The 23419-nt window shown below is 46.5% G+C and carries 20 protein-coding genes and 2 pseudogenes; 2 read left to right on the top strand and 20 right to left on the bottom strand.

Features of this window, described 5'->3' with window-relative positions:
• Positions 1 to 5: 5 nt before the first annotated feature.
• From addB to ACBP55_RS15655, 7 genes and pseudogenes are all read right to left on the bottom strand, one after another.
• On the bottom strand, positions 6 to 3536 hold the full coding sequence (gene addB, locus ACBP55_RS15685) for a helicase-exonuclease AddAB subunit AddB (protein WP_464652711.1): 3531 nt from the start codon (positions 3534 to 3536) through the stop codon (positions 6 to 8).
• Positions 3537 to 3730: 194 nt separating this feature from the next.
• Entirely contained in the window at positions 3731 to 4213 is a 483-nt protein-coding gene (locus ACBP55_RS15680) for an SRPBCC family protein (protein WP_464652710.1), read from the bottom strand.
• A 3-nt stretch (positions 4214 to 4216) separates the two neighbouring features.
• The gene (locus tag ACBP55_RS15675) at positions 4217 to 4363 is read right to left on the bottom strand and encodes a hypothetical protein (RefSeq protein WP_464652709.1); all 147 of its coding nucleotides are present in this window, start codon (positions 4361 to 4363) and stop codon (positions 4217 to 4219) included.
• Between the two features lie 360 nt (positions 4364 to 4723).
• Positions 4724 to 5839, bottom strand: a complete 1116-nt coding sequence (locus tag ACBP55_RS15670; protein ID WP_464652708.1) for a citrate/2-methylcitrate synthase — start codon at positions 5837 to 5839, stop codon at positions 4724 to 4726.
• Between the two features lie 408 nt (positions 5840 to 6247).
• A pseudogene (locus ACBP55_RS15665) lies at positions 6248 to 6957 on the bottom strand (SDR family NAD(P)-dependent oxidoreductase).
• Between the two features lie 177 nt (positions 6958 to 7134).
• Positions 7135 to 8022: a TolB family protein gene (locus ACBP55_RS15660; protein ID WP_464652707.1), complete on the bottom strand. Its 888-nt coding sequence runs from the start codon at positions 8020 to 8022 to the stop codon at positions 7135 to 7137.
• A gap of 573 nt (positions 8023 to 8595) precedes the next feature.
• Positions 8596 to 9966, bottom strand: coding sequence for a class I SAM-dependent rRNA methyltransferase (locus ACBP55_RS15655; RefSeq protein WP_464652706.1), 1371 nt, complete (start codon positions 9964 to 9966; stop codon positions 8596 to 8598).
• 125 nt (positions 9967 to 10091) lie between these two features.
• Between ACBP55_RS15655 and ACBP55_RS15650 the strand changes: the two genes are divergently transcribed.
• Entirely contained in the window at positions 10092 to 11123 is a 1032-nt protein-coding gene (locus ACBP55_RS15650) for a Na/Pi cotransporter family protein (RefSeq protein WP_464652705.1), read from the top strand.
• On the opposite strand, the gene deoC is transcribed toward ACBP55_RS15650, so the two are convergent.
• The 5 genes and pseudogenes from deoC to prmA form a co-directional block, all read right to left on the bottom strand.
• Positions 11086 to 11769 carry a deoxyribose-phosphate aldolase gene (gene deoC, locus ACBP55_RS15645; RefSeq protein WP_464652704.1) on the bottom strand — a complete coding sequence of 228 codons (684 nt, stop codon included), beginning with the start codon at positions 11767 to 11769 and terminating at the stop codon, positions 11086 to 11088. The two genes, ACBP55_RS15650 and deoC, sit on opposite strands and share 38 nt — an antisense overlap.
• A gap of 131 nt (positions 11770 to 11900) precedes the next feature.
• Positions 11901 to 13241, bottom strand: a complete 1341-nt coding sequence (mtaB, locus tag ACBP55_RS15640; RefSeq protein ID WP_464652703.1) for a tRNA (N(6)-L-threonylcarbamoyladenosine(37)-C(2))-methylthiotransferase MtaB — start codon at positions 13239 to 13241, stop codon at positions 11901 to 11903.
• A gap of 5 nt (positions 13242 to 13246) precedes the next feature.
• Positions 13247 to 14014, bottom strand: a complete 768-nt coding sequence (locus tag ACBP55_RS15635; protein WP_464652702.1) for a 16S rRNA (uracil(1498)-N(3))-methyltransferase — start codon at positions 14012 to 14014, stop codon at positions 13247 to 13249.
• Positions 14015 to 14122: 108 nt separating this feature from the next.
• Positions 14123 to 14794 (bottom strand): site-2 protease family protein, encoded by a 672-nt coding sequence (locus tag ACBP55_RS15630; protein WP_464652701.1) that lies wholly within the window; start codon positions 14792 to 14794, stop codon positions 14123 to 14125.
• A 10-nt stretch (positions 14795 to 14804) separates the two neighbouring features.
• Positions 14805 to 15780, bottom strand: a pseudogene (gene prmA / locus ACBP55_RS15625) (50S ribosomal protein L11 methyltransferase).
• A gap of 246 nt (positions 15781 to 16026) precedes the next feature.
• Here prmA and ACBP55_RS15620 point away from each other — a divergent pair.
• Positions 16027 to 16830 (top strand): glycerophosphodiester phosphodiesterase, encoded by an 804-nt coding sequence (locus tag ACBP55_RS15620; RefSeq protein WP_464652700.1) that lies wholly within the window; start codon positions 16027 to 16029, stop codon positions 16828 to 16830.
• Positions 16831 to 16899: 69 nt separating this feature from the next.
• Here ACBP55_RS15620 and ACBP55_RS15615 read toward each other — a convergent pair whose 3' ends face one another.
• The 8 genes from ACBP55_RS15615 to dnaJ all read right to left on the bottom strand — a co-directional run bounded on the left by ACBP55_RS15615 (position 16900) and on the right by dnaJ (position 23357).
• The gene (locus tag ACBP55_RS15615) at positions 16900 to 17271 is read right to left on the bottom strand and encodes a hypothetical protein (protein ID WP_464652699.1); all 372 of its coding nucleotides are present in this window, start codon (positions 17269 to 17271) and stop codon (positions 16900 to 16902) included.
• On the bottom strand, positions 17271 to 17423 hold the full coding sequence (locus ACBP55_RS15610; RefSeq protein WP_464652698.1) for a YfhD family protein: 153 nt from the start codon (positions 17421 to 17423) through the stop codon (positions 17271 to 17273). Before ACBP55_RS15610 ends, ACBP55_RS15615 begins: the two co-directional genes overlap by 1 nt.
• Before the next feature lie 86 nt (positions 17424 to 17509).
• Positions 17510 to 18298, bottom strand: a complete 789-nt coding sequence (locus tag ACBP55_RS15605) for a hypothetical protein (RefSeq protein WP_464652697.1) — start codon at positions 18296 to 18298, stop codon at positions 17510 to 17512.
• Between the two features lie 10 nt (positions 18299 to 18308).
• Positions 18309 to 19520 carry an ABC transporter permease gene (locus ACBP55_RS15600; protein WP_464652696.1) on the bottom strand — a complete coding sequence of 404 codons (1212 nt, stop codon included), beginning with the start codon at positions 19518 to 19520 and terminating at the stop codon, positions 18309 to 18311.
• Positions 19517 to 20194, bottom strand: coding sequence for an ABC transporter ATP-binding protein (locus ACBP55_RS15595; protein ID WP_464652695.1), 678 nt, complete (start codon positions 20192 to 20194; stop codon positions 19517 to 19519). The genes ACBP55_RS15600 and ACBP55_RS15595 overlap by 4 nt, the downstream gene beginning before the upstream one ends.
• An 84-nt stretch (positions 20195 to 20278) precedes the next feature.
• Positions 20279 to 21766 (bottom strand): alkaline phosphatase, encoded by a 1488-nt coding sequence (locus ACBP55_RS15590; protein ID WP_464652694.1) that lies wholly within the window; start codon positions 21764 to 21766, stop codon positions 20279 to 20281.
• A complete protein-coding gene (locus ACBP55_RS15585) occupies positions 21699 to 22016 on the bottom strand; it encodes an alkaline phosphatase (protein WP_464652693.1) in 318 nt (105 codons plus the stop codon). The genes ACBP55_RS15590 and ACBP55_RS15585 overlap by 68 nt, the downstream gene beginning before the upstream one ends.
• 225 nt (positions 22017 to 22241) lie before the next feature.
• Positions 22242 to 23357: a molecular chaperone DnaJ gene (gene dnaJ, locus ACBP55_RS15580; RefSeq protein WP_464652692.1), complete on the bottom strand. Its 1116-nt coding sequence runs from the start codon at positions 23355 to 23357 to the stop codon at positions 22242 to 22244.
• Between the last annotated feature and the right edge of the window lie 62 nt (positions 23358 to 23419).

Genomic DNA, 23419 nt, shown 5'->3' with positions numbered 1-23419 from the left:
TGCCTTTAGGCTTGGCTCACGTTTTGCTCCAGATCGGACCATAACTGATCTTTGCCCCGTTGTTTGAGCTGGTGAACCTCATTGCCTTCAAATAACGGATCAAATTGACAAATCGATTTATACGAGCAATGCAGGCAGGCTGTTTTTTTACCCAAGCGATACGGAGCGATATCCACATGTCCATCTGTGATTCCCGTTCCAATCTGTTTGACCTGTTTCCGCACATATTTCCGAAGTGTATCCCACTGTTCATCCGTTGCGACTGAAGAGGTTGAATAGAAGCTTCCGTCCTTTTTCAAAGCAACTGGGATAAGCTGTGAGTGACCGACACTCTTCACCAGCTCATCGTCCATCATAGCGGCTACTTCCGCATCAGCAGTGATTAGACCTTTCATTTTATACCGCTTGCGCAGCTCCTTCTCCACTTCAGAGGGATCGAGCGCATTTTTTTGCTGGAGCATCGGATTGTGCACATGGAAATAAAGCACGCCTGCTGGCTTCGCCGCAATGCCCAACCACTGCTCCGCATGGGTAATAATGACGTCCAAATACGTCAGCATTTGCAGGGAAAGACCATAGTACACTTCAGATAACTGTAAGGAGGTTTGACTCGATTTATAATCAATAACGCGTAAAAGAACGCCCTGCTCGCCATCCGCTCGATCCACTCGGTCAATTCGACCGATAATTTCCATGGTGCAGCCATTATCCAACTCGAAGGTTAGCGGCGGCAATTCTTTGCCAGGTCCAAAATCAATCTCCAGCCCCAGTGGCTGGAATTGTCCATGCTTGGCATGCTCACCGAGCACAACAGCAGCTCTGCCTACAACTTGCTTCAATTTTCTTGCTATGTAAGCATAACGGCTTGAACTTAACAGAATTTCTCCCTGCAGTCTTGGCGCGAGCTCGTCCACGACCTGAGCGGAACGCTCCATGCACTGCTCAGCTGTAAGCGAGCCCCAATCAAACTGATCCTGCTGGAGCTTTTGCACAAACTGATTTAAAGCTGCGTGGAACAATTGCCCTATGTCCGGAGCATCTAGTCGGTAAACCCGTCTTTCCTGCAGTCTTAAGCCATGAGACACGAAATGCGAGAAAGGACAAGCCACATACTTCTCCATTCTCGATACACTCGCACGTAAATTTTGCCCATATAGAAGCTTGCTTGTCTTCGAACTAAGGCCATTCTCTTTGTTCGTATATTGCAGCGCTTGAACTAGCGATTGCAGCTTCCTCTGCCACACTGGCTGCCCGGCATACCAATTGTACGTTTCCCACCAAAGGTCGGCCATTCTTCCACCTAGCATCCAATGCTTCATGCGGACAGCCAAGTAAGAGATAGCTTGAATGGGATGTGAAATATAAGCGGCCTGCTCGCCTTCCGGAGATTCAGCTGCTGGTTCAGCAAGTAAAAGCGGGGCTTCTGTTCCCGGAAAAAGCTGACGCATCTGCTTGATTAGCTCCGAAGGCAGAAGGGATTTCCCTTCCTCGTCAGCAAGCGGGTAGCTCATCCAAAGTCTTTTGCCTGGTACGGTTAGCGACGTATATACAATAAACTGCTCGTCCAACAGCTTGCGACGACTGCCATCCGCCATTGGCAAGCCTGACTCAGTCAGTACACTTCTTTCCGCTTCCGTGAGGACGCCTTTTTCATCCATTTGAGCAGGGATAACCCCATCGTTGACGCCCAGTATGTAAGCATATCGAATCCCGCTGGAGCGTGTCCGATCCATGCTTCCAATCAATAACTGATCCATCGAAGGCGGCACTAAACCTAGCTTCATACTCTCCATACCGGTCTCAATAAGTCCGTTAAAAAGCTCCAGACTTAAGGAGTCCTCCCCCATCGTTTCCACCAATTGATCCAGCATATCCATGACACTATCCCACATTTGGCCATGCTCTCGCGCTTTTTCTGGCTTCCCATCTTGGATTGCTTGCTGGCTCCAGGACTCTAATTTCTCAGGAGCCTGTACAGTAACCAGAAGCTCATATAACGCTTCAACCTGCTCTTTAACCGAGCTTGCTTGCTGCAAACGTTTCGAAAAGGCAAGCAGTGGTCTTACAACCCACGCTTTGCTCGTATTCAAGGACTGCAGCTCTGCCGTTTGCTCCTGTCCACCATCGTCTGCTTGCTCCAAATTAGCTCTGAATTTGAAGGTCCATGGCTTGCCGTCCGTCCATCTGTACCCTTGAATGCCGAAGGCAAGCACATAATTCTCTAATTTATCCAGCTCCGTCCGCTGAGAATCTGCTTCCATTGGCAGCAGCAGATCCGTTTTGACACACCGAAATACGGCATCGTAATGCCAATTGTGCTGCACAACCTCCAAGGCCGAGCGAATGAATTCAACGAGCGGATGATGAAGGACTGATCGCTTTTGGTCAAAAAAGTGAGGAATGTCATAATCGGTCAAAACCGCTTTTAACAAATCCTGATAGCCATCCATGTTCCGTACCATGACAGCCATTTCCCGCCATCGAACGCCATGTTCACGTACAAGCAGCAGCATATCCCGTACAGCACCCTCCACCTCAGCGCGGCGATGGACAGCCTCTCTAATAACAAGCTGGTCGCTTAATTTCTCGTTTGGCGCAGGCGTATATCGCCCAGCACCGCCACCAATACGCCGATCGAAATTCCGCTCTAAATAGCCTAGAGCCGGACTATCTTCATAGCGTGGCGATGTTTCAGGAGCCATAAGATGAACTTCAGCTGTCGATAAGCCAAGCTTCCAAATGAGTTCTTGCATCCGTACCATCGTCGTCGCTGTCGGGTGAAACAAATCCAGCTCATCGGGCGTATCCCCAGCCTGCAGCTCACGATCAAGACAAAGTGTAACCGTCACCTGTTTGCACGCAGCAAAAAGCGCGCCAAGCACCGCAAACTCCTGTGGCGTAAAGCCGTGAAAACCGTCGATCCATACCGATGCCGACCGCAAATAAGCGGAATTCGGTATTTGCTCCGCCAGAAGTGTTAAATAATCCTCGCCGTCCAAATACTGACGGGAAAGCTCAGCTTCAAATTGCCGATAGACCAGCCCTATGTCATGCATTTTATCACGCAGCAAACCGCTCTCTCCGAGCGTAACCACACGTCTACTCTCGTGTTCTTCCAGCTGCTTAGCAGTTACACAATACCGTTTCATTTCTGTAAAAAGTTGATTCAATCGGTCTACGAACCCCATTTGTTCAGCCGAATGACCGAATAGGTGAAGCTCATCTTTAAATTTATGTAAAATGCTGGTTAGCAGCAATTTCTTGCCTGTATCATCAATGGGCAGCCTCGCTGTGCCGCCTTCTTCTTGCATGACACGCCATGCTAAACGATGAAAACTTAACACCTGAGCGCGGATCATTCCACGAATGCTAGGATCAGAGACAAGCGCATGCTCCGCCTGAAACGTTGCTTGCTCTGGAACGAGTAAAACAAGCGGATGACCTTCCGGCTCTGCCGCCAAATGCTGCTTCATCTCTGTGAGGCAGCGCTCGCTTTTGCCACTTCCGGCTCTGCCGATTACGAATCGAATGGACATTTACAGGGCCTCCTTAAAGCTTTCCTTGGAAAGCTTGCTTCGTAAGCATATACTTTGTTCTCATATCTCTCCTATTCTATCATACTTTTGGTAGAAAAGAGGTGTGGGAGATGATGGGCTTTCGCCAGAACAAATAAGCTGTTCCCCCGTCATTAGGACAGAGAGACCAGCTTTAAAGCACCATTTGCGTTGTTCTATTCTATACTGCTTAATGCTATTTTGTACTTTTCATACCATTTTTCCCAATCGCTTTTTGGAAAGTCCATGAAGTGTCCATCCAATAAAGCGTACATCATATCGAGGCAAATGTGCCATCCCGATAAATCTTTCGGTGTATGATCGGTTATCGCGCTAATAAACTCATTTAATACGAGTAAACAACCTTCCGGCTTTGGGAATAATTCGAAACGCACTCGATCTTTACCCCACTCGAATTCTAGGACAGAGTATGGTTCGAAATCTGTAATTTTCATATCGATATAAGTCCCAGATTCGTCCTTCATATCGAACTTGATATTACCCCCATTACGAAGATCCTCAACTCGGAGATTAGGCATCCATTTGGCCAATTTATCATTATCGGTTAAGGCAGCCCAGACTTTTTCAACAGAATGCTTTAATGGACGATCAAAGCGAGCGATATAGCCACCCTCAACCTTTTGTACAGAAGCCAACATATTTTATTCCTCCTCATCTAAAAACTGTTCAAGCGCATCCAGCCTGTTCGACCAGACTTGACGATAAGGCTCCAGCCAATTATCAATTTCTACTAACGGTTCCGCACGTAAATGATAAATGTGCTTCTGTGAATCCTTGCTAATCGTCACTAAGCCTGCTTCATTTCTAGTCTAACTTCAATCTTTGCCGTTTTGTAGAACTTGTACTCTTCACTAAAGTTTAATAAGAGGCTCTATGGACTCTTATTTCTCTTCATTAGCCATTTTTGTGTAAATAGAAGCCTCTGGAGGCTCTTATTCACAAGAACTTTAGTTAAAAAGCTGATCTCCATAACAAATAAGAGTCTCTAGGGACTCGTACTTCGCCTGTTTACCCACTTTTTGTGGAAATAGAAGCTTCTAGAGGCTCTTATTCACATTGAAATAGAGTATTGAGGTTCCGTTAAATAATGATATCACAGCTGGTGCGCACAAAAAAAGCAAGGCTCCGTTGCCTCACTTCATTTGATTTTATGATTGTCGCAAGGCAGAAGGCATCTCACCGATATAGACCGATTGAGGCCGAAAAATACGATTACAACTTGCTTGCTCTAGTAAATGTGCCGTCCATCCGACCATTCGGCTAGCTGTAAAGCTAGGTGTAAATAAAGATTTCGGTAAAGCAATAGCTCGCATAACGGCTGCGGCATAAAACTCCACATTCACATACAATTTCCGGCCAGGTTTATAGACAGCCAACAAATCGACGGCCAACTTTTCAACGTGAACAGCAAGATCGAACCAAGGATCCTCTGAGGCTAATTCCGTCATAATTTGCCTTAGCGCTTCAGCTCGAGGATCGTTCGTTTTATAAATACGATGTCCAAAACCCATCAGCCGATTCCCCGATTCCAGCTGTTCGATCAACCAAGCTTCTGCACGTTCTTTGGTTCCTATTTCATCCAGCATGTGAAGGACTTCAGATGGCGCTCCGCCATGAAGCGGCCCTTTCATCGCGCCAATCGATGCGCAGAGCGCTGAAGCAATATCAGACTGTGTAGACAGCACTACTCGTCCTGCAAACGTAGAAGCATTCATTCCATGCTCCATTGCTAATATGAAATAAGTTGTTAACACCTTCACATGTACAGGTTGTGGTACTATACCAGTCAGCATGTACAAATAGTTGGCAACATGATCCAGCTCTGGATTAGGTTCAATAGGCTGAAGTCCCAATGATTGTCGATACTTATAAGCAATAATGGTTGGCAGCAAAGCTGTATGTGCTAAGACTGACTCATATTGGGGAGGCCACGCAGCATCCTTCACGGACTCTGTACCTAGAAACGAGATCGCTGTACGCAGTACACTCATCATATCGCATTCCAATGGCAACAAATTTAAGGCTGCTTTCAATGTTTCGGGCAAATGCCGATGAGCCGACCATTGGACTCTGAAATTGACAAGTATCTCCGCTGTTGGCAGCTCGCCATGCCAGAGTAAATAAGCCACTTCTTCGAAACTCTTATCCAAGGCTAACTTCTTAGCTTCATGGCCCCGATATACAAGATAACCTTTCTCCCCATCCACCAACGACAATTCTGTTTCTGCTGCAATAATGCCTTCTAAACCAGTTACGGATGCCATCCTGTCATCTTCCTTTCAATGAGAAGTTAAATCGTTCTTTCCTCATCTTAGTTGGTAATGACAGTTTCATCCAATTGGAGTTTTCTTTCATCTTGATAAAATAAATTCAATAAAAAAATATATGTATCAAACATAAAAATTTATCGATTTAAAAAAGCCACCACCTGCCAATGAGGTCACGTGAAGGCATTCGGACATAAAAGCTGCTAATCTGAGGATTACACTGAACGAGGAGCCGCTATTTCGGTGATTATGCCGTTGCAGGGCCGGTAAGCGGAACGTGGGGGCGCTATTTTGGCGTTTTACCTGTTTTTACGCCTCGAAGCGGGAAAATAGAGGCTCCTCGTTCCGCGAAAACGTAATATACGCGTTTTTGATCAAAATAAGGCATCTACGTTCCGCAATAACCTAATCTTCTGCGTAAATCATTTTAATGGTCATCCCACCATCAATCGTTAGATTCTGACCTGTGATGAATCCAGCCTTTTCACTAGATAAATAAAGGCAAGCAGCCGCGATGTCCTCCGGTCTCCCACCCGGCCTACTGGGTGTTGCTTTCGATCCGTTTCCGAATGGACAACGATTTCCTTCCGTGAAGAGAGCTGCCATTCTCTTACCTCGATCCACCCCGGTGATATTGAGTTTACGCGTATACCATAGCCCCCTAAACTGACGGCCATTGCGTGCGTTAATGCAGCAATTCCACCTTTGGAAGCAGAATAAGCCTCCGTATTCGGTTCTGACATGAAAGCCCTTGTAGACGCCATGTTAATGATAGAACCTCCTCTACCCTTCTTCTTCATCATTCGAGCAGCTGCTTGTGAACAGAGAAAAGTCCCGCTCAGATTGACAGAAAGAACACGTTGAAACTGCTCTGCCGAGAGCTCTAATACATCTGCCATTTGAAAAATACCTGCATTATTTACAAGCACATCGATTCCATCAAGATCAGTGGCGGTTCGTTCTATCCAATCACGTACTTCATCTTCCTTGGACACGTCCAACTCCATGAACATCGCATCGTCGGTATATTGGCGAAGGAGATCAACGGTTTCCAAGCCAGCTTCCCTATCGATATCCGCAATAGAAATACCATATCCTTCTTGGGCGAAAGCCATGGCAATGGCACGTCCAATGCCTTGACCTCCTCCAGTAATCGCAGCAATTTTCCTCATTCAGTACCTACCTCCAGTGTTATTGCGTCAAATTCCATTCCTTTACTTTGCCCAAAAAAATCGGATAGCTGTTAACTTTTGGAGGAAATAGCTTCATTCGAGTGAACCTCATCTCACAAATTAGTCAATAACCTTTAGCTGATAGCTGACAAATGCCAGCTGCTTGCTATCCGGCGACCAAGAGTTAACGTTAATTGTACCCTGGCCCCCGAACAGCTTAACCAGCGTACGAAATTCTCCACCAGCGCTAGACATCAGTCGAATTTCTACATGCTTATTCGCTGGATGGTCTCCAGGGGCGACATCATCCTTACCGTAGGACAGAAAGGCTACGGACTCTCCATTAGGAGAAATATGCGGAAACCAGCTGTTGCTTTCATCAAATGTCATTTGTGTCTGTTCACTGCCGTCGGCTTTCATTCGCCATACCTGCATAAGGCCTGAACGTACGGAGTTGAACCAAATGTGCTTTCCATCCGGTGAGTATTCGGGGCCGTCATCAAGACCGGGAGAATCCGTCAACTGCGTTTCGACGCCACCACTTACCGGGATGGTGTAGATATCGTACTGGTCGTTTCTCTCGGCACAATAAGCTAATGTGCTCCCGTCTGGCGACCAGCCATGCAGATAGCTGGGTGCCATTGGTGTGATGAGGACCGGATTGCCGCCATTTAAAGGTAAAACATAAATGCGCGAATGACCGTCCTCTTGCGTATGGTGACTTACCGCGATGTGAGTATTGTCTGGTGACAGCACATGGTCATTGTTACATTGCGTGGCATACCCCGTATCGATAATCGTACTTTCTAGCGTGGCAATGTCGAAGGAGTAGAGGCGACCTAAGCTGTTATAAATGAGCCGCTTGCCGTCAATCGTCCAGTTAGGCGCTTCGATTAGATCGTCGAAATGGGCCAAAACCTTTCGTTCGCCAGTCTGAATATCCACGGTTTCCAGGGTACTAATCACGTTCCGACCTAAGATCTTTTGAGGTTGCTTTAAAGTATTCATTTGTTGTTTTGCTCCTTTTCCAATTCATTTGTTTGAAGTGGGATCTTACTCTGAGGAGATTATAAATTACATTGGGTATGTATGTATTCAAAGTTTCTTTTGTTTTACCTTCTTTCCATCCTTTTCAAATTCTATTTCTGATAATTAAATATTAACTCTTCAACTTTGTCATACTGTACATATCAAAAATCCGACTACTTTGCCTACTCTCAGCAGCTGAGAAGTTCTTTTCAGACGTCTCGCGCCATCTTCGCCCCACTCAGGCTTCCGAGACTGTCTTTTCTGCTTTCTCAGGACGCAAACCCGCTAACTTGCCTGCTCTCAGCAGCTGAGAAGTTCTTTTCAGACGTCTCGCGCCATCTTCGCCCCACTCGGGCTTCCGAGACTGCCTTTTCTGCTTTCTCAGGACGCAACGTGCTAGTTTACTAGATCATCTGAAAGTGCATTTTCGACCTCTCATTGCGCTTTCACACCATTCCCACACTATTACAATAAATTTCAATACCTCGGTGGACCAAATAAAAAAGCAAGGCTCATTAGCCTCGCTTTTCAAAGTCCGATCTGTCCGCTGTTCTATTTACTCCGTACCTCAAAGATAGCAAACTTCAAGTAATGTCCCTCATCTACTCCAAGGATGCGAGGATGATCCATACCTGCTTCACGGAACTCGATTAAACGCAGAATTTTACCTGCATCCGTCGCCGCCGCGTGAATGGTCTCTAGGAACAACTCAGGATGCATGTGATACGAACAACTTGCTGTTACCAAGTAGCCGCCCTCATTCACAAGCTTCATGCCGTGGAGATTGATATCCTTGTATCCGCGGCAGGCGCCTTCAACGGCGCTCTTCGTTTTAGCGAAAGCAGGAGGATCAAGAATGACGACATCCCAAGTCCGTCCACCCTCTGCAACTGGCTTCGACGTATCCACTTTAGCTTTACCGCTGCCCGCATTGGCACGAACCTTCCGCTCATCCAAGCCTTTGACTTGTGTACGCAAGTATTCGAAAGCATCTGCGACTACAAACTCTACGCGTTCTTCAAAACCGTTCAAAGCAACGTTCGTCCGCGCACTTTCAATCGCATGCTCCGAAATATCAAGGCAGGTTACTTTTTTCGCACCGAATTTACATGCGTTTAACGTGAAGCTACCTGTGTGGGAGAAACATTCCAGTACCGACGCGCCATCCCAATAGGGAAAGGAAACGACTTTGCCATTCGCATTCACAGGGCGTGTCAGGCTTACGCCATCTTCCTCAACTACTTTCAGTTCAATGCCGCTGCGATGGCCCCATCCTGTCATAAGGGGAGCAATGGCTGCGCGATTCTCTCTTTGGTCAAAGAAATAACCGGTTTTCTGACCTTCTTCAATGTCAACGCGGATGCGCAAGCCATTTTCCAAAATATCAACATGCTTGGGGCACTCGCCATACAGTAATCCCTTGGTCTGTTTCAAACCTTCCAGCTCACGAATCGAAACATCACTGCGTTCAAATATGCCCGTTGGCTTCACAACCTGAACCAATGCAGCAACAATTTGTTCTCTGCAACGATCCATTCCCATCGTGAGAATCTGAACAACCAGCGTATCCTCAAATTTATCTACAATGAGCCCCGGTAAAAAGTCGGCTTCACCATAAACCAAGCGATAAGATTGCGCATCTTTCACAAAGCGCTTGCGATGCTCCAAGCAGCGCGTAAACCGCTCGACGAAGAATTCCATTGTCATCGCTTCAAGCGGTTTGTAGGATACGATCCGGACTGTAATTTGGGAAGCCTCGTTATAATAACCCGTTGCTAGGTATTGGCCGAGATGCGTTTGAACTGGAACTAGTTGTCCTGGTTCGATCTCACCATCTACACGCTCGATTTCACTTTTGTATACCCAAGGGTGTCCTTGCTCTAAACGAGGTTTGCGTTTCTTATGTAAAAATACTGCTGCCATTATGCTTTTAGCCGTCCTTTGTGTGAAACCGTTCACTCTCATCAGCTTGCTTGTCATGCTTGTCTGTACGGTCACATATATTGGTTGAAAAATGATTAGCAAGCTCGCAAAGGAGATCTGCTGCAATGATAAATACCATAGTACTGCCTGTATTGACAGGCTTAGCTCTATTTCTGTTTGGTATGAAGCTGATGGAAACCGCGCTTCAGCGGTGGGCAGGCCCCCGCCTCCAGCGGTGGCTGGAGCGGTTTACCCGCACGCCGGTACGCGGCCTCGCCACCGGCACTGTACTCACGGCGGCGCTCCAAAGCAGCACCGCCATTACCGTAATCGCCATCGGCCTTGTAGGCGCTGGCGTACTAAGCTTCCCGAGAACGCTCGGCGTCATTCTCGGGACGAATATCGGCACGTGCCTCACCACCGAGCTGATCGGGCTCAGCCTCGGAGGCATCGGCGTACCGATGCTACTCGTGAGCGCCGCCGTCTGGCTGGCGAGCTGGCTCGCCGGGCCGCTGCCGCAGGATGGCGCCCCCGCTGCTGCCGCCGCGCGACCGCTCGCGGCGACAACCATCTCACCCGCCAACATCGGCGGGCACAGCTGGCTGCGCAGCGTCCGCTACGGCTCGCTTGCGCTCAGCGGCTTCTCTCTCGTGCTGCTCGGCATCGAGATCATGCAAACCATCGGGCCAGCCTTGCAGTCCCGAGGCCTGTTCGCCTGGTTCGTGCTCCAGGCGCAGCACAGTCTGCTGTGGGGCGTCATCGCCGGCGCCGCGGTCACCGCGCTAGTACACAGCAGCGCTGCTGTCATTGCGATGGCGATGGGCCTCGCAGCTGTCGGGGGCATTCCCGTCGAACTTGGCGTAGCGATCACCATCGGTGCCAATGTGGGCACCTGTGTGACCGCACTCATCGCCGGGATGAGCAGTTCCCGCGCCGGGCGATACGTCGCCTGGTCGCATATCCTCCTCAATGTAGGAGGTGCGGTCCTATTCTACCCCTTCATCCATGAGCTCGTAAGCCTTTCAGCCCTTCTCGCGAATAATCCTTCCGAACAAATTGCCCGTTCCCAAACGATATTCAATATCGTATGTTCCTTGCTCGCCTTGCCGTTATGCTATTTTAATATGTGGAAGCGTCTTGAGTTCCGCTCACAATAGAAACACCTGAGCTTGTCCCTAATCTGGTTGCCCCTGCTTCAATCATAGCAATCGCAGTTGGCAAGTCTCTAACGCCACCCGATGCTTTCACACCAATCGTATCGGATACGTTTTGGCGCATTAAACGAACATCTTCCACCGTAGCCCCGCCTGGGCCAAAGCCAGTAGATGTTTTAACAAAATGAGCGCCTGCTTCTTCAGAAAGTCGGCAAGCTGCTGCTTTTTGCTCATCATTTAGGAAACCCGTTTCCATAATTACTTTTACAATCGCTTTGCCTTTTACAGCGTCCACAACTTGTTTAATGTCAGAACGAACAGCATCATACTGCCCTTCAAGCAATAATCCGATCGGCAGCACGGTATCAATTTCAGCGGCACCATTCTCTACAGCCTTAGCAGCTTCAAAAGCTTTCACTTCGCTCAAGCTAGCGCCAAGCGGGAAGCCAACAACTGCAGCAACTTTTACACCTGTTCCTTCTAGTGCTTTACTTGCCGTTCCAACAAACAGAGAATTTACACAAACACTAAAAAACTGGTGCTTTGCAGCTTCCTCACACAATTTGTGGATTGCAGCCGTGCTCGCATCTGGTTTTAATAGCGTGTGGTCAATGTATTTAGCAATTTCTTTCGCGCTCAACGTAGTCATTTGATGCACCTCATCTTTTTATTTTTGTAATTTTCCATATTTAAACCCTTTAATGAGAAAACCTCTAGCGTAGTCATTCAATATGAGCGACTACGATTAGAGGCAGGTTTTATAGCCTTAAGAGAAATTCATTACAAATTCACTACATTAGCCGTTTCCAAAACACGAACCAACTGTCCTTTGCTTTCATTAACGCCGGCTTCCGTTACCTTGACACGGCAAACTTGACCGATCATGTCTTCTGAGCCTTGGAACACTAGTTGCACATAATTATCGGAGTAACCCATGTACAATCCGCTGTCAGGAGCACCTTTATAAGTGCGTTCCGGAATGACTTCTAGGACTTCACCAACAAATTTTTGTGCATAGGCAAGCTGCATTTTCTCAGAAAGATCGATGAGCTCATGTACGCGGGCATTTTTGATTTCCTCATCCACTTGATCTTCCATCCGCGCAGCAGGAGTTCCTGTCCGTTTGGAGTAAGGGAAAACGTGCATTTCGGAGAACTTCATTTGCTCCATAAACTTGTAGCCCTCACGGAACATTTCCTCGGTTTCACCTGGAAAACCAACAATGACATCCGTCGTAATCGCAACATCCGGCATGATTTCATGAAGACGTTCGATCTTGCGAGCGAATTCCGCTGTTGTATATTTTCTGCGCATCCGTGCGAGAACTTGATCATCGCCAGCTTGCAGCGGGATATGCAGATGACGGCACATTTTGTCCGAGGACTTCAGAACTTCGATAACTTCATCTGTAATTTGGCTAGCTTCAATCGAGGATATACGAATCCGTTTCAAGCCTTCGACTTTGTCCAGGTCCCAAAGCAGCTTCGCCAAGCTGTAATCTTCAATATCTTCACCATAACCACCGGTGTGAATACCCGTCAGTACAATTTCTTGATAACCTGCTGCCACAAGCTGCTCAGCTTGCGCTATAACACTTTGCGGTTCACGACTGCGCATCAATCCGCGCGACCACGGAATAATGCAGAAGGTGCAGAAGTTATTGCAGCCTTCTTGGATTTTAAGAAAAGCTCTTGTCCGATCGGCAAAATCTGGCACATCAAGTTCTTCGAACTGACGTGTTTTCATAATGTTGCGCACAGCATTGATCGGCTGACGATCTTGCTCAAATTGTTTCACAAGCGGAATGATCTTCTCCCGATCCTGCGTCCCAATCACCATATCTACGCCTGGAATTGCCATAATTTCTGCGGGCGACGTCTGCGCGTAACAACCAGTTACAGCTACAATCGCTTCTGGATTACGACGAATCGCACGGCGAATCATTTGGCGGCTCTTCTTATCGCCTGTATTCGTAACCGTACATGTATTAATGACATACACATCTGCCGTATTCTCGAAATCTACCTGCTCATAACCCTCATTTTTGAATAACTGCCAAATGGCCTCTGTATCATAGAAATTAACTTTACAACCTAATGTATGAAACGCTACCGTTGCCATAACGCTTATCCTCCCATCTCTCCGGTTTCATAGAAAAGACACGTAAGACCTACCATTGCTGCAGTCTCCGTGCGTAAAATGCGTGCACCCAGCGACACGGAAGCGAAGCCAGCCTCTTCAGCCTGCTTAATTTCCTGTTCCGTAAATCCGCCTTCAGGGCCTACCGCAATCAACACTTGTTTTCCTGGCCCTAGTTTACCAGCAGCTTGCGCTTCCTGAATAGCAGGTTTTAATTGCTGACCATCTTCCTTCTCATAGCAAATCCAAGCGACATCCGCTTCCTTTGCACGCTGCAGCAGCTGCTTCCAAGAATAAACGGAATCGACTTGCGGCACTCGGTTTCGGTGAGCTTGCTCCGCCGCTTCCTTGGCAATCTTCTGCCAACGTTCGGTGCGCTTTGCTTCTTTCTTTGCATCGTACTGCACAATCGTGCGTTCTGATAAAAAAGGAAGAAACCGCGCTGCACCGATCTCGGTCCCTTTTTGAATAATAAGTTCCATCTTATCGCCTTTGGGCAAGCTCTGTGCAATCCACACCTGAACAGCCGCTTCAGCATTCATAGGCAGTTCTTCCACGATTTCCGCGGTCGCATGCCCTTTATCCAGCTCGGAAATACGAGCGAGCACTTCACGATCTACGCCATTGCTGCAAATAATCTGATCTCCAATATCTGCTCGCATGACTCGTATCAGATGATGCGCATCGTCTCCCTCTATAGTGACTGTATGTGTAGCTTCGTGAAACTGCTCAGGCGGGAGAAAATAACGCTGCATAGTCTAAGCCTCTCTATCTTCGTTCATTTCGATATTGAAGTGAAACTTCCACTCACCATCATACCTTTTTTGGTCGTGGAAATCTACAACGGGTTGAATTTGGAATCGTTACATCCCCAAGATCCAAACAATCGGCTTTGATAAAATACGGACGATGTCTCCACCCAAACTTAAGTAGGGATCTAAAGTCACTTGACGTAACGGTCTTACAAATACAACTAATAGGAAAATGACCGATGCCCATTGTTCAAACTTTTGCAACGATTCCGTGTATCTCAGATCTACGAGATCCTGAATAATTCGATAACCATCTAATGGCGGAATCGGAATTAAGTTGAACAGAAACAAGGTTAAATTAATACTTAACATCTTACTCAGAAATTCTTGCATAGCTGCAGCACTTCCCACAGTCATGCCTTCTAACCAGCCATATTTTTGAAATAAAGCTATAACAAATAATGTGATAAATGCCAAGATCAAGTTACTGAGCGGCCCCGCCGCGGTTACGATAATCCCCATCAAGCGGGGGCTTTTGAAATTGCCGCGGTTCACAGGTACAGGCTTCGCCCAACCAAAGCCAGCAATCAAGAGCATAATCGTACCGAACAAATCTAGATGAACCATCGGATTTAAGGAAACTCTGCCGAACTGATAAGCCGTAGAATCTCCTAATTTATAGGCGCTATACGCATGTGCAAATTCATGAATAGTAAAAGAAAGAACGAGGACTAGAATAACAAACGGTAATGTACTCCAGTCATAAAACAATAATCCTCCCATGTATGGACACCTACAGCTTTCTAGCTACAATCACAACCCAATTCGAATCATAGTTTTTCTCTACGATCGTAAATTTGGCTGCAATTAGTGCTTTTTCAACATCAGCTTCTTTGTTTGTAATAATCCCTGAGGTAATATAGTAACCACCCTGCTGCAAGACTTCATACACATCATCTACGAACAGTACAATGACTTCAGCTAAAATATTCGCGACAACCAGTTGTACAGGAATGGTGACACCAAGCTGCGCAGCGCCTTCAGTCTCGCTTTCTTTCAGTACTCCTAGTAAGTCACTAAGTTTGACAGTAATCTTATCTTCGAGTTGATTCTGCTTTGTATTATCAAGCGCACTCGTCACAGCTACAGGATCCAAGTCAACTGCTAACACATGCTTCGCACCTAGCTTCGCAGCCGCAATCGAAAGAATACCCGAACCGGTTCCCACGTCAATGACGTCGTCACCAGGCTTAAGTACCTTCTCCAGTGTTTTCAAACAAAGAGACGTTGTGGCATGCGTGCCAGTACCGAAGGCCATCCCAGGATCAAGCTCCAGGATCAATTCATCAGGCGAAGCCGTATACTCTTCCCATGTTGGTTTAATCGTCAAACGGTCAGACACGCGAATAGGTTTAAAATACTGCTTCCAAGCATGCGCCCAATCCTCATCGTCTACTTCTATTAATTCAAAGGTTGGATTTCCCGTATCGATATCGAACTCTTTGAGCTGCTCGACAGATTCCTTCAGGTTAGCCATGATAGGCTCCATATCAGTGCCATGGTAGAAGTAACCTTTAATAACGGCTCTACCTTCTGGGATATCGTTAAAAGGCGTTTCGTACAATTGACCGAACGAGGTATCTCTCTCTTTGTTTAAGGTCCCTGATTCTTCAATGGAAACGCCCCCTGGCGCCCAGTTCATGAACAAAGTTCGTAATCATTTCTATTGCTTCTTCTGTTGTATGTACAGTTAATTCCTGCCAAAGCATCGGTATTGCTCCTCCTGTCGGTTATCACTTACAAATAAACCAAGCCTCATCGGCTATTTGGGCTATTTTCACATTGCTTATTGTACTACACTTCGCTTCTTGGGTAAAATGGCGCACGATATGTAAGCGTTTTAATAATTTTCTACTTCCTAACAACTTCCTAATACCTTCATGATAAATTGAAAAAGTAGACAGCAGGGTTATCGGCCGTTACGCTTTCATTTCTTCCTAGAACGGAGTCTTGCCATGTTCAAAACACTTTTTTTATTGATTGCTATCCTCACCCTGATGCTGACAGCACCATTCACTGCGGCAACATTACTTGCTGACAACTATAGCCAGGTCACCGCTCATCGAGGAAGCTCCGCAGCTGCGCCCGAGAATACACTTCGTGCATTCCGCCAAGCGATCTCCGACAAAGCCGGTTATGCTGAACTTGACGTCCAAGAAACTTCTGATGGAGTCGTTATGGTCATGCACGATGACAATGCTCTTCGCACAACGGGAATTAACAAAAATATGTGGGAAACTACCTCATCTGAACTTAAAGAAGCCAGCGCCTGCCGCTGGTTCAGTCCCAAATTCCAGAATGAGCGTGTACCCACATTGAGTGAAGTGATCGAGACAGCCAAGGACCAGATCAAGTTGAATATCGAAATGAAAAATAACGGACACGGAAAGCGTTTAGCCGAGAAAACTGTTGACGTCATCCAATCCCATGATTTTGAGAAACAATGCACCGTGACTTCTTTTGATGCCGGCGTACTCCATACCGTTAAGAAGCTTAATCCGCGAATCAAGACAGGCCTCATTGTAAGCCAGAACTCGGATCTGAGCAGCTTATGGGATAACCAAGACTACGAGGTTGTATCTGCCGCATACCCCTTAGTCAACGAAGATTTCTTGAAGCAAGCTGCCTTACACCACAAAGAAGTCTACGTGTGGACGGTCAATCAACCGACGATCATGAAGCAGATGCTTGCACTCGGTGTCTCCAGCATTATAACGAATCATCCAGACCAACTTGTTGAAATCATGAGTGGGCCATAAGCACATTCCTATATAAAAAAAGCATCTGTTCATAAAGGCATTTGCCTTTTGATCAGATGCTTTTTATGCTTACATAGTTCCGCCAGCGCTTTGAATGACACGTACAGCCTGCTCATATACAGCATCATCGATGACGGCAGCTAGTATAATGTCAATTCCAGTTACACCGCCACCTCCACCGTCACTTAAACCGCTTGCCGCTGGATCTGCTGCAATCAGAATCCCTTCATCCGGCGTAGATACATCCGCAGCCTGGGTTAACGTACCCAAGCTTCCAAAGTCCCCCGCATAAGGATTCATCGCGGATTGCAACCCGCAGCCAGCATATCTGCCGAATCGATCTACCTGAACGTCAATAGCTCGCAGCGCTTTCAACTTGGAAGCTGCTCCCTCTGCTTGCTCCGGTGAATGAAAATAGGCGAGAATACTTTTCTCCGCCATTATTGTTTTTCCTGTCTGTAATCAGCTGCTTGCGCTCTCTCAGCCGCCTCGAAATCATTCTCGTCAGCGACTTCCGCCGCGAATTCGACATCTTCATTTTTGACGACAGGGAGTTCGCCACTCTTCACTTGCTGCTTGTTGTTCTCGCTCATCTTTGAACCTCCTAAAAAGCTGTCGTAATAAAATCCAGTTTTTAGTTTGCCTTAGAGAGTCATTATTATACAATCGACGGACGAGATTATTCCTTTATTTTCTCAAATGAAGCATCGTAAAGTCGGAACATTGTTTTGTAGCCCGATTCATCGAGTTTGACTCCTACATCCAACTTACCTGTGATGAGCAGCGGACCAGAGGTATAGCGCAGTTTTACATTGTCTGGGACAAACACGATCATGATTTTATTCCAATATGTTTCATCGCCATTATCAAATGGACATTCTGCGCCAGGCTTAGGAATTAATAGAAACCAGTGCTTATCAAAGGAAAGCACCTCACCCATAAAGCCTTTGATTTGTACCGTTTTACCGCTCATATCCCAAAATTTCTCAGAGGGTTTATCCTGCTTATCATTATCAAAAAACTGCGTCCAGTTGATTTCATTCGATAAACTCGCAGGCTTCTTCTTGGCATTAGCCTGCTCTTCTGTCTGCTTGGGCTCCACCAAAGGTGTTGCTGCCGTATTCGCAGCCTTAGCAGTTGCCCCTTCCTCAACGGAAGCAGGATGCTCTGACACTTTGGGAGAAGGAAGCGTGGTTGGCTTATTATCTGCAGTAGTGGAGGCTGCCGCTTCCTTTTCCGGCTTCGGCGTCAAGGATGGAACTACTGCTTCAGGTGTTTCCGAAACAGCAGGTTTACTGACGGCCGGAGTTTCCTTGGGGCTCGGACTGTTAGATGGGCTGACTGAAGCGATCGTTGTTTGGGAAGCACTGCCAAATGACTGACCTGCTGGCTCCGTTTTCTTTTGACCACAACCTGATAAAACTATAGTAATTATGCCGAATCCTATAATAAATTGCCTTATTTTCATACTGACCACCTCAAGACTTAAATAATTGCAAAGGGTCCACGCGATAAGCTTGAAGAGCGGGTCCTACGGAAGCAAGAACACCTATCAACAAGGTTCCCACGACGAGCAGCCCCTCCCCTGGCATGAAATGCCATGTTTGAATTTGCAAGCCTGAGTATTCGAATACAGCTTCGCGGCTTAAATATCCTCCGGCATGACCTACCAATATACCGCATATCAGTCCAATGAAGGTTAAGAGAACTCCTTCACCGATCAGAGAAACCCAAATGAATCTCTTTGATTTTCCAATAAGCCGTAGTAAACCAACATCTTTTTTTCGCTCATTTACAGCAGCAATCAAAGAGAGCAAAATGGAGCCTGCGGCAAGCAAAATGCAGATAACAGTTACAACACTCAGCGCTTGTGTTCCCTTATCTACGACATTCACGACATCAGCAACTGCTTTACTTGTATAGATCGCCTGCACATTGCTAATTTGTCCGAACTTCGTTTTAATCGACTGCGCACCCAACAGTGACTTTGGTTTGACCAAAATCGTTGTAACTTCCTTGTTATCCCCTTGCTGACTCTCGTGAACAGCCCATGCATAATCAAGTGTTGTGAAGACAGCTCGATCGTCTGAAGTCATCAGAGGAGGCAAAATGCCTACAACTGTGTAGGTGAAACTATGATGGTGATCATGTTCATCAGCTGCATCTCCATCGTCATCCACCGCACCTTGAACCAGTCCATGTGCGCCTTGAAACTTATCCCCAACATGAAGCCCTAGCGAATTAGCTACATGTGCACCAACAATGGTATCACCAAGCTTATCGTATAATTTCCCCTGTGCCATTTGCTTATCGGAGCCATAACGGGTTACGAAATATTCAGGTTCCATCCCGACAATCGGAAAACCGTTATAGTTATCTCCTGTCGTCATTGCGTAAGCACGATCAACGAACTCATCTTTGCGCACATCTTCCAGCAGCTTATATGGAACATTGCCTGTCGGAGCGCCGATATGATAATACGTGTTCAGAGCCAGCTGAGAGGCACTTCCCTTTGCGCCAATCGTCACTTCAAAAGGACCATATCCTTTCTCCGCCCCTTGTTCAATCCCATTACTACAGAGCAGTAGGAAGACAACAAGAGCGACCGTCACAGTGACGGAGAAGATCGTGAGGAGAGAAAGCGTTTTGCGGTGAATAACATTATGCCACAATAGGGTGATTAATTTCATACCGCTTCTCTCCTCGGAAGTTCATTGATATCCTGAATATGAACCCGTGTAGGATACATATCTGCTAAATGCAAATCATGCGTGACGGTCAACAATGTCAGCTTTTCCGCTTCACATATGTCTAACAGCAGGGACATGATATCCCCCGCAGTTTCCCAATCCAGGCTGCCTGTAGGTTCATCAGCCAATATTAGCTGTGGCTTCGCGATGATTGCACGTATAATTGCAGCCCTCTGCTGCTGACCGCGAGATAGTTCAGAAGGCAGATGATGCTGACGATCCTTCAGTCCGACTCTTTCAAACCAATAGTCTACTTGATCTTTGGTTTGCTTCTTCGTCCAGTCTTGTGGAACAATAAGTTCCACGTTTTGTTTGGCGGTCAAAGATGAAATCAAGTGAAAATCTTGAAAAATGTAGCCTACATGCTCGGCTCTATAACGATCTCGTTTGCTTTCCGAATACGTATGGAGCGGCAAACCGTTAACCCAAATTTCACCTTGATCAGGCTGCATCACACCGCTGAGCAAGTGCAGCAGCGTGCTTTTCCCGCTTCCACTTGGCCCTAGTAGAGCCAATCTATCCCCTTGCTGGACCTGCCACTTAGAAACGCTCAAAATAGGCAAGCTTTTTCCGTGAATTGTGAAAGACTTAGAAATCCCCTTTATCTCAATCATAACTGTCCTCCAAGTCCATTGGTCTAAAATAGGAAAAGAGGACAAGGGTAGTGTTATCCCCTGTCCATTCTTTTACCTGATCTGCTAGTTTTTCAGAATACGCTCACTAGCGGAATCCCATGTGAAGCTTTTACCTGTTAACTTATTGAATGCTTCTAAAGGCAGATACAACTTACCATTGTCCACATTGCCTACCAAGGAGCTTGCTGCACCATTTTCCGTAATGGCGCCAGTTTCAACTAGAACCGATAATTGCTGGCTATCTTTAGCAAGGACAACCGTTTTCGTTTTCTCGTCCCAAGTTACTTTGATGTCTAATGATTCAGCAAGGGATCTTGCTGTAAACAACGTTTTATTATCACGAGTTACTTTGAAAAGCGGGTACAAATATTTATCTTGCAGTTCTTTTGTTGCTGCAGTCAGATCAGCACCAATCACTTTAGCGCCACTTTTTGCAATGTCCGTGTTATCGATATCGCCTTTTACAAGGGAAGCGATCGGACCGTAAGCCCATACGCCTACGTCGACTCCTGTATGACCATGCCCTGTCCAGCCAACAGCCAGACGTTTGGAAACGACTGCGTTGTAACCGCCGCCACGACCGTAAGATGAACCGTCGCCTTTAAGAATAAGAGCAATTTCCTCATCAGACAAATCTGTGAAGCCCATGTTATCCGCAACAATTTTACGTACATCATCAGCCGTTTGTGCTGTTTTCAATATCGCGTCCAAATACTCATAAGAGTGCTTCTCTTTGTTAAACAGATCCACATTCAATTCATACACGTTGTCTCTAGCAAGGGACAAACCGCCTGTTTCATGGTCAGCCGTTACAACAACGGATGTATTGCCGTCTTTTTTCGCGAAATCCACTAATGTTTTGAACGTAGCGTCCAGCTCGAGCGTCTCTTGAATATTAGCAGGAAGATCATTCGCATGACCGGAGTGGTCAATACGACCTTGCTCTACCATTAGGACGAAGCCATTTTTATTCTGCGATAAGATATCAAGTGCTTTTTGAGTCAATTGTGGCAAGTTAGGCGTTTTATCATCACGATCAAGCACATAAGGAATTTCATTAAGAGCAAAAAGTCCAAGAGCATTGCCTGCAGTTGCCGGAATTGCATCTAATCCAGCTTTATCATAAGCTGTTTTATAGCCTTTCGCTTCAAAATCAGGAATGATGTTTTTGTCCGTACGCTTACCTTTCTCATCCTTCGTAATGAAGTTTGTTTTACCGCCGCCAAAGAATACATTCACACCGCTATTCAGGTATTGGGAAGCAATGGCATTTTGATTGCCGCGTTGACGAACGTGGGAAGCCCACACAGCTGGTGTTGCCCCAACAATACTATCTGTTGTAACGAGACCAGTTGCTTTACCTTGTTTAATAGCCGCTTCAACAACTGAACCAAACGGCTTTGCAACCTCACCGTTCGATACGCTGATTGCGTTATTGTACGTTTTATTTCCAGTCGAGAAGGCTGTCCCTGCTGCTGCTGAGTCAGTTACCGCTCCTGGACTCTGTTGTGTATGGGCCTGCTTGCGAGTATGTAGTTGCTTTCCCCACATAATAACCGCCATCCAGCTCTAAACGGTCTTTATTTAAAAACTTTTTGGAGTAATACCTTGCAGCCGTTACTTCTGCCGGACCCATGCCGTCGCCGATAAGGACAATCAAATTCTTGGATTGCGCCGTTGTCGTAGGTGTTGTAGGCGATGTAGTTGTCGTTTCAGCAGCTGATGCCGCTCCCGCTACGCTTACTGCCAATAAAGAAATGCTTAAACCGGAACCCATGATTTGTTTTAGACTTTTTTTCAAGTTGTATTCCCTCCAAAAATAGTATCTCACCTTATCTATCATAAGGTTCAGAGATTAAGAGGAAGTTATTGGAACGTATGCGCTGTGTAAAATATTTGACTATTTATTTGCTAAATGTAAACTGATTGCTAGTAACAGTAAACAAAAACACTCCACCAGTAGCTCTCAACAGATCTAATTCTGTAAAAAGCCCCCAATGGAGTGTTTCCTTACTCTTATAAGATTCTAATCGCCTAAGAAGGCTCTTTTCATACGCTCGAAAATAGACTGGCTCTGCTCATGCGTATTCTCGCCGCTTTGCTTACCGAATTGACGGAGCAAATCCTTTTGTTCTTCGCTCAGATTCGTTGGCGTCATCACGATCACTTTCACGTGCTGATCCCCTTGACCGAAGCCGCGAAGGTGAGGAACCCCTTTGCCTTTTAAGCGGAAATACGTATCGGTTTGCGTACCAGCAGGAATTTTGAGCTTAACCTTCTCAGTAAGCGTTGGAATCTCGATCTCATCACCTAACGCTGCCTGCATGAAGGTTAATGGCACTTCACAATAGACGTCATTGCCTTCGCGTTCAAAGAATTCATGTGTTTTCACACGAATAACGACGTAAAGATCGCCCGCAGGGCCTCCACGAGTTCCGCCTTCACCTTCGCCGGATACACGCAATTGTGCTCCATCATCGACACCAGCAGGAATCTTAATGTGGATGGTACGCTGTTTTTTCACCTTGCCAGCACCATGACACGTTCCGCATTTTTCTTTAATGATATTCCCTTGGCCATTACAAACCGTACATACACGACGGTTAACAATACGGCCAAACGCTGTATTCTGTACCACTTCCTGCTGCCCGCTGCCATGACAACCGCCGCAAGTCTCCGGCTTCGTACCTGGCTTAGCACCGGATCCGTTACACGTATCACAGTTTTCAGTTCTAGGAATATGGATGTCGGTTTCTTTCCCGAAAATCGCTTCTTTGAACTCAATCGTCATTGTGTATTGCAAATCGTTCCCACGCTGCGGAGCATTCGGGTTACGACGATTTCCACCGCCGCCACCGCCGAAGAACATATCAAAAATATCCCCAAAGCCGCCGCTGAAGTCTTGGCCGCCCATACCTTGGTTAGGATCTACATGACCAAAGCGATCATATTGGGCTTTTTTCTGATCATCGCTCAAAACATCATAAGCGTCTTTCGCTTCTTTGAATTTATCTTCCGCATCTGCGGCTTTGTTCACGTCAGGGTGATACTGACGAGCCATTTTACGGTAAGCCTTCTTGATATCATCTTGCGATGCATCTTTGCCTAGCCCAAGCACCTCATAATAATCACGTTTACTCATTGTTCCACTCCCATGTTCAAGACTACAAACGGAAAGTCAAAGCCACGGAGAAACTCCAGATG

It is taken from the genome of Paenibacillus sp. WG02, assembly GCF_055396115.1.
This window is presented reverse-complemented; position numbering and strand designations above follow the sequence as displayed.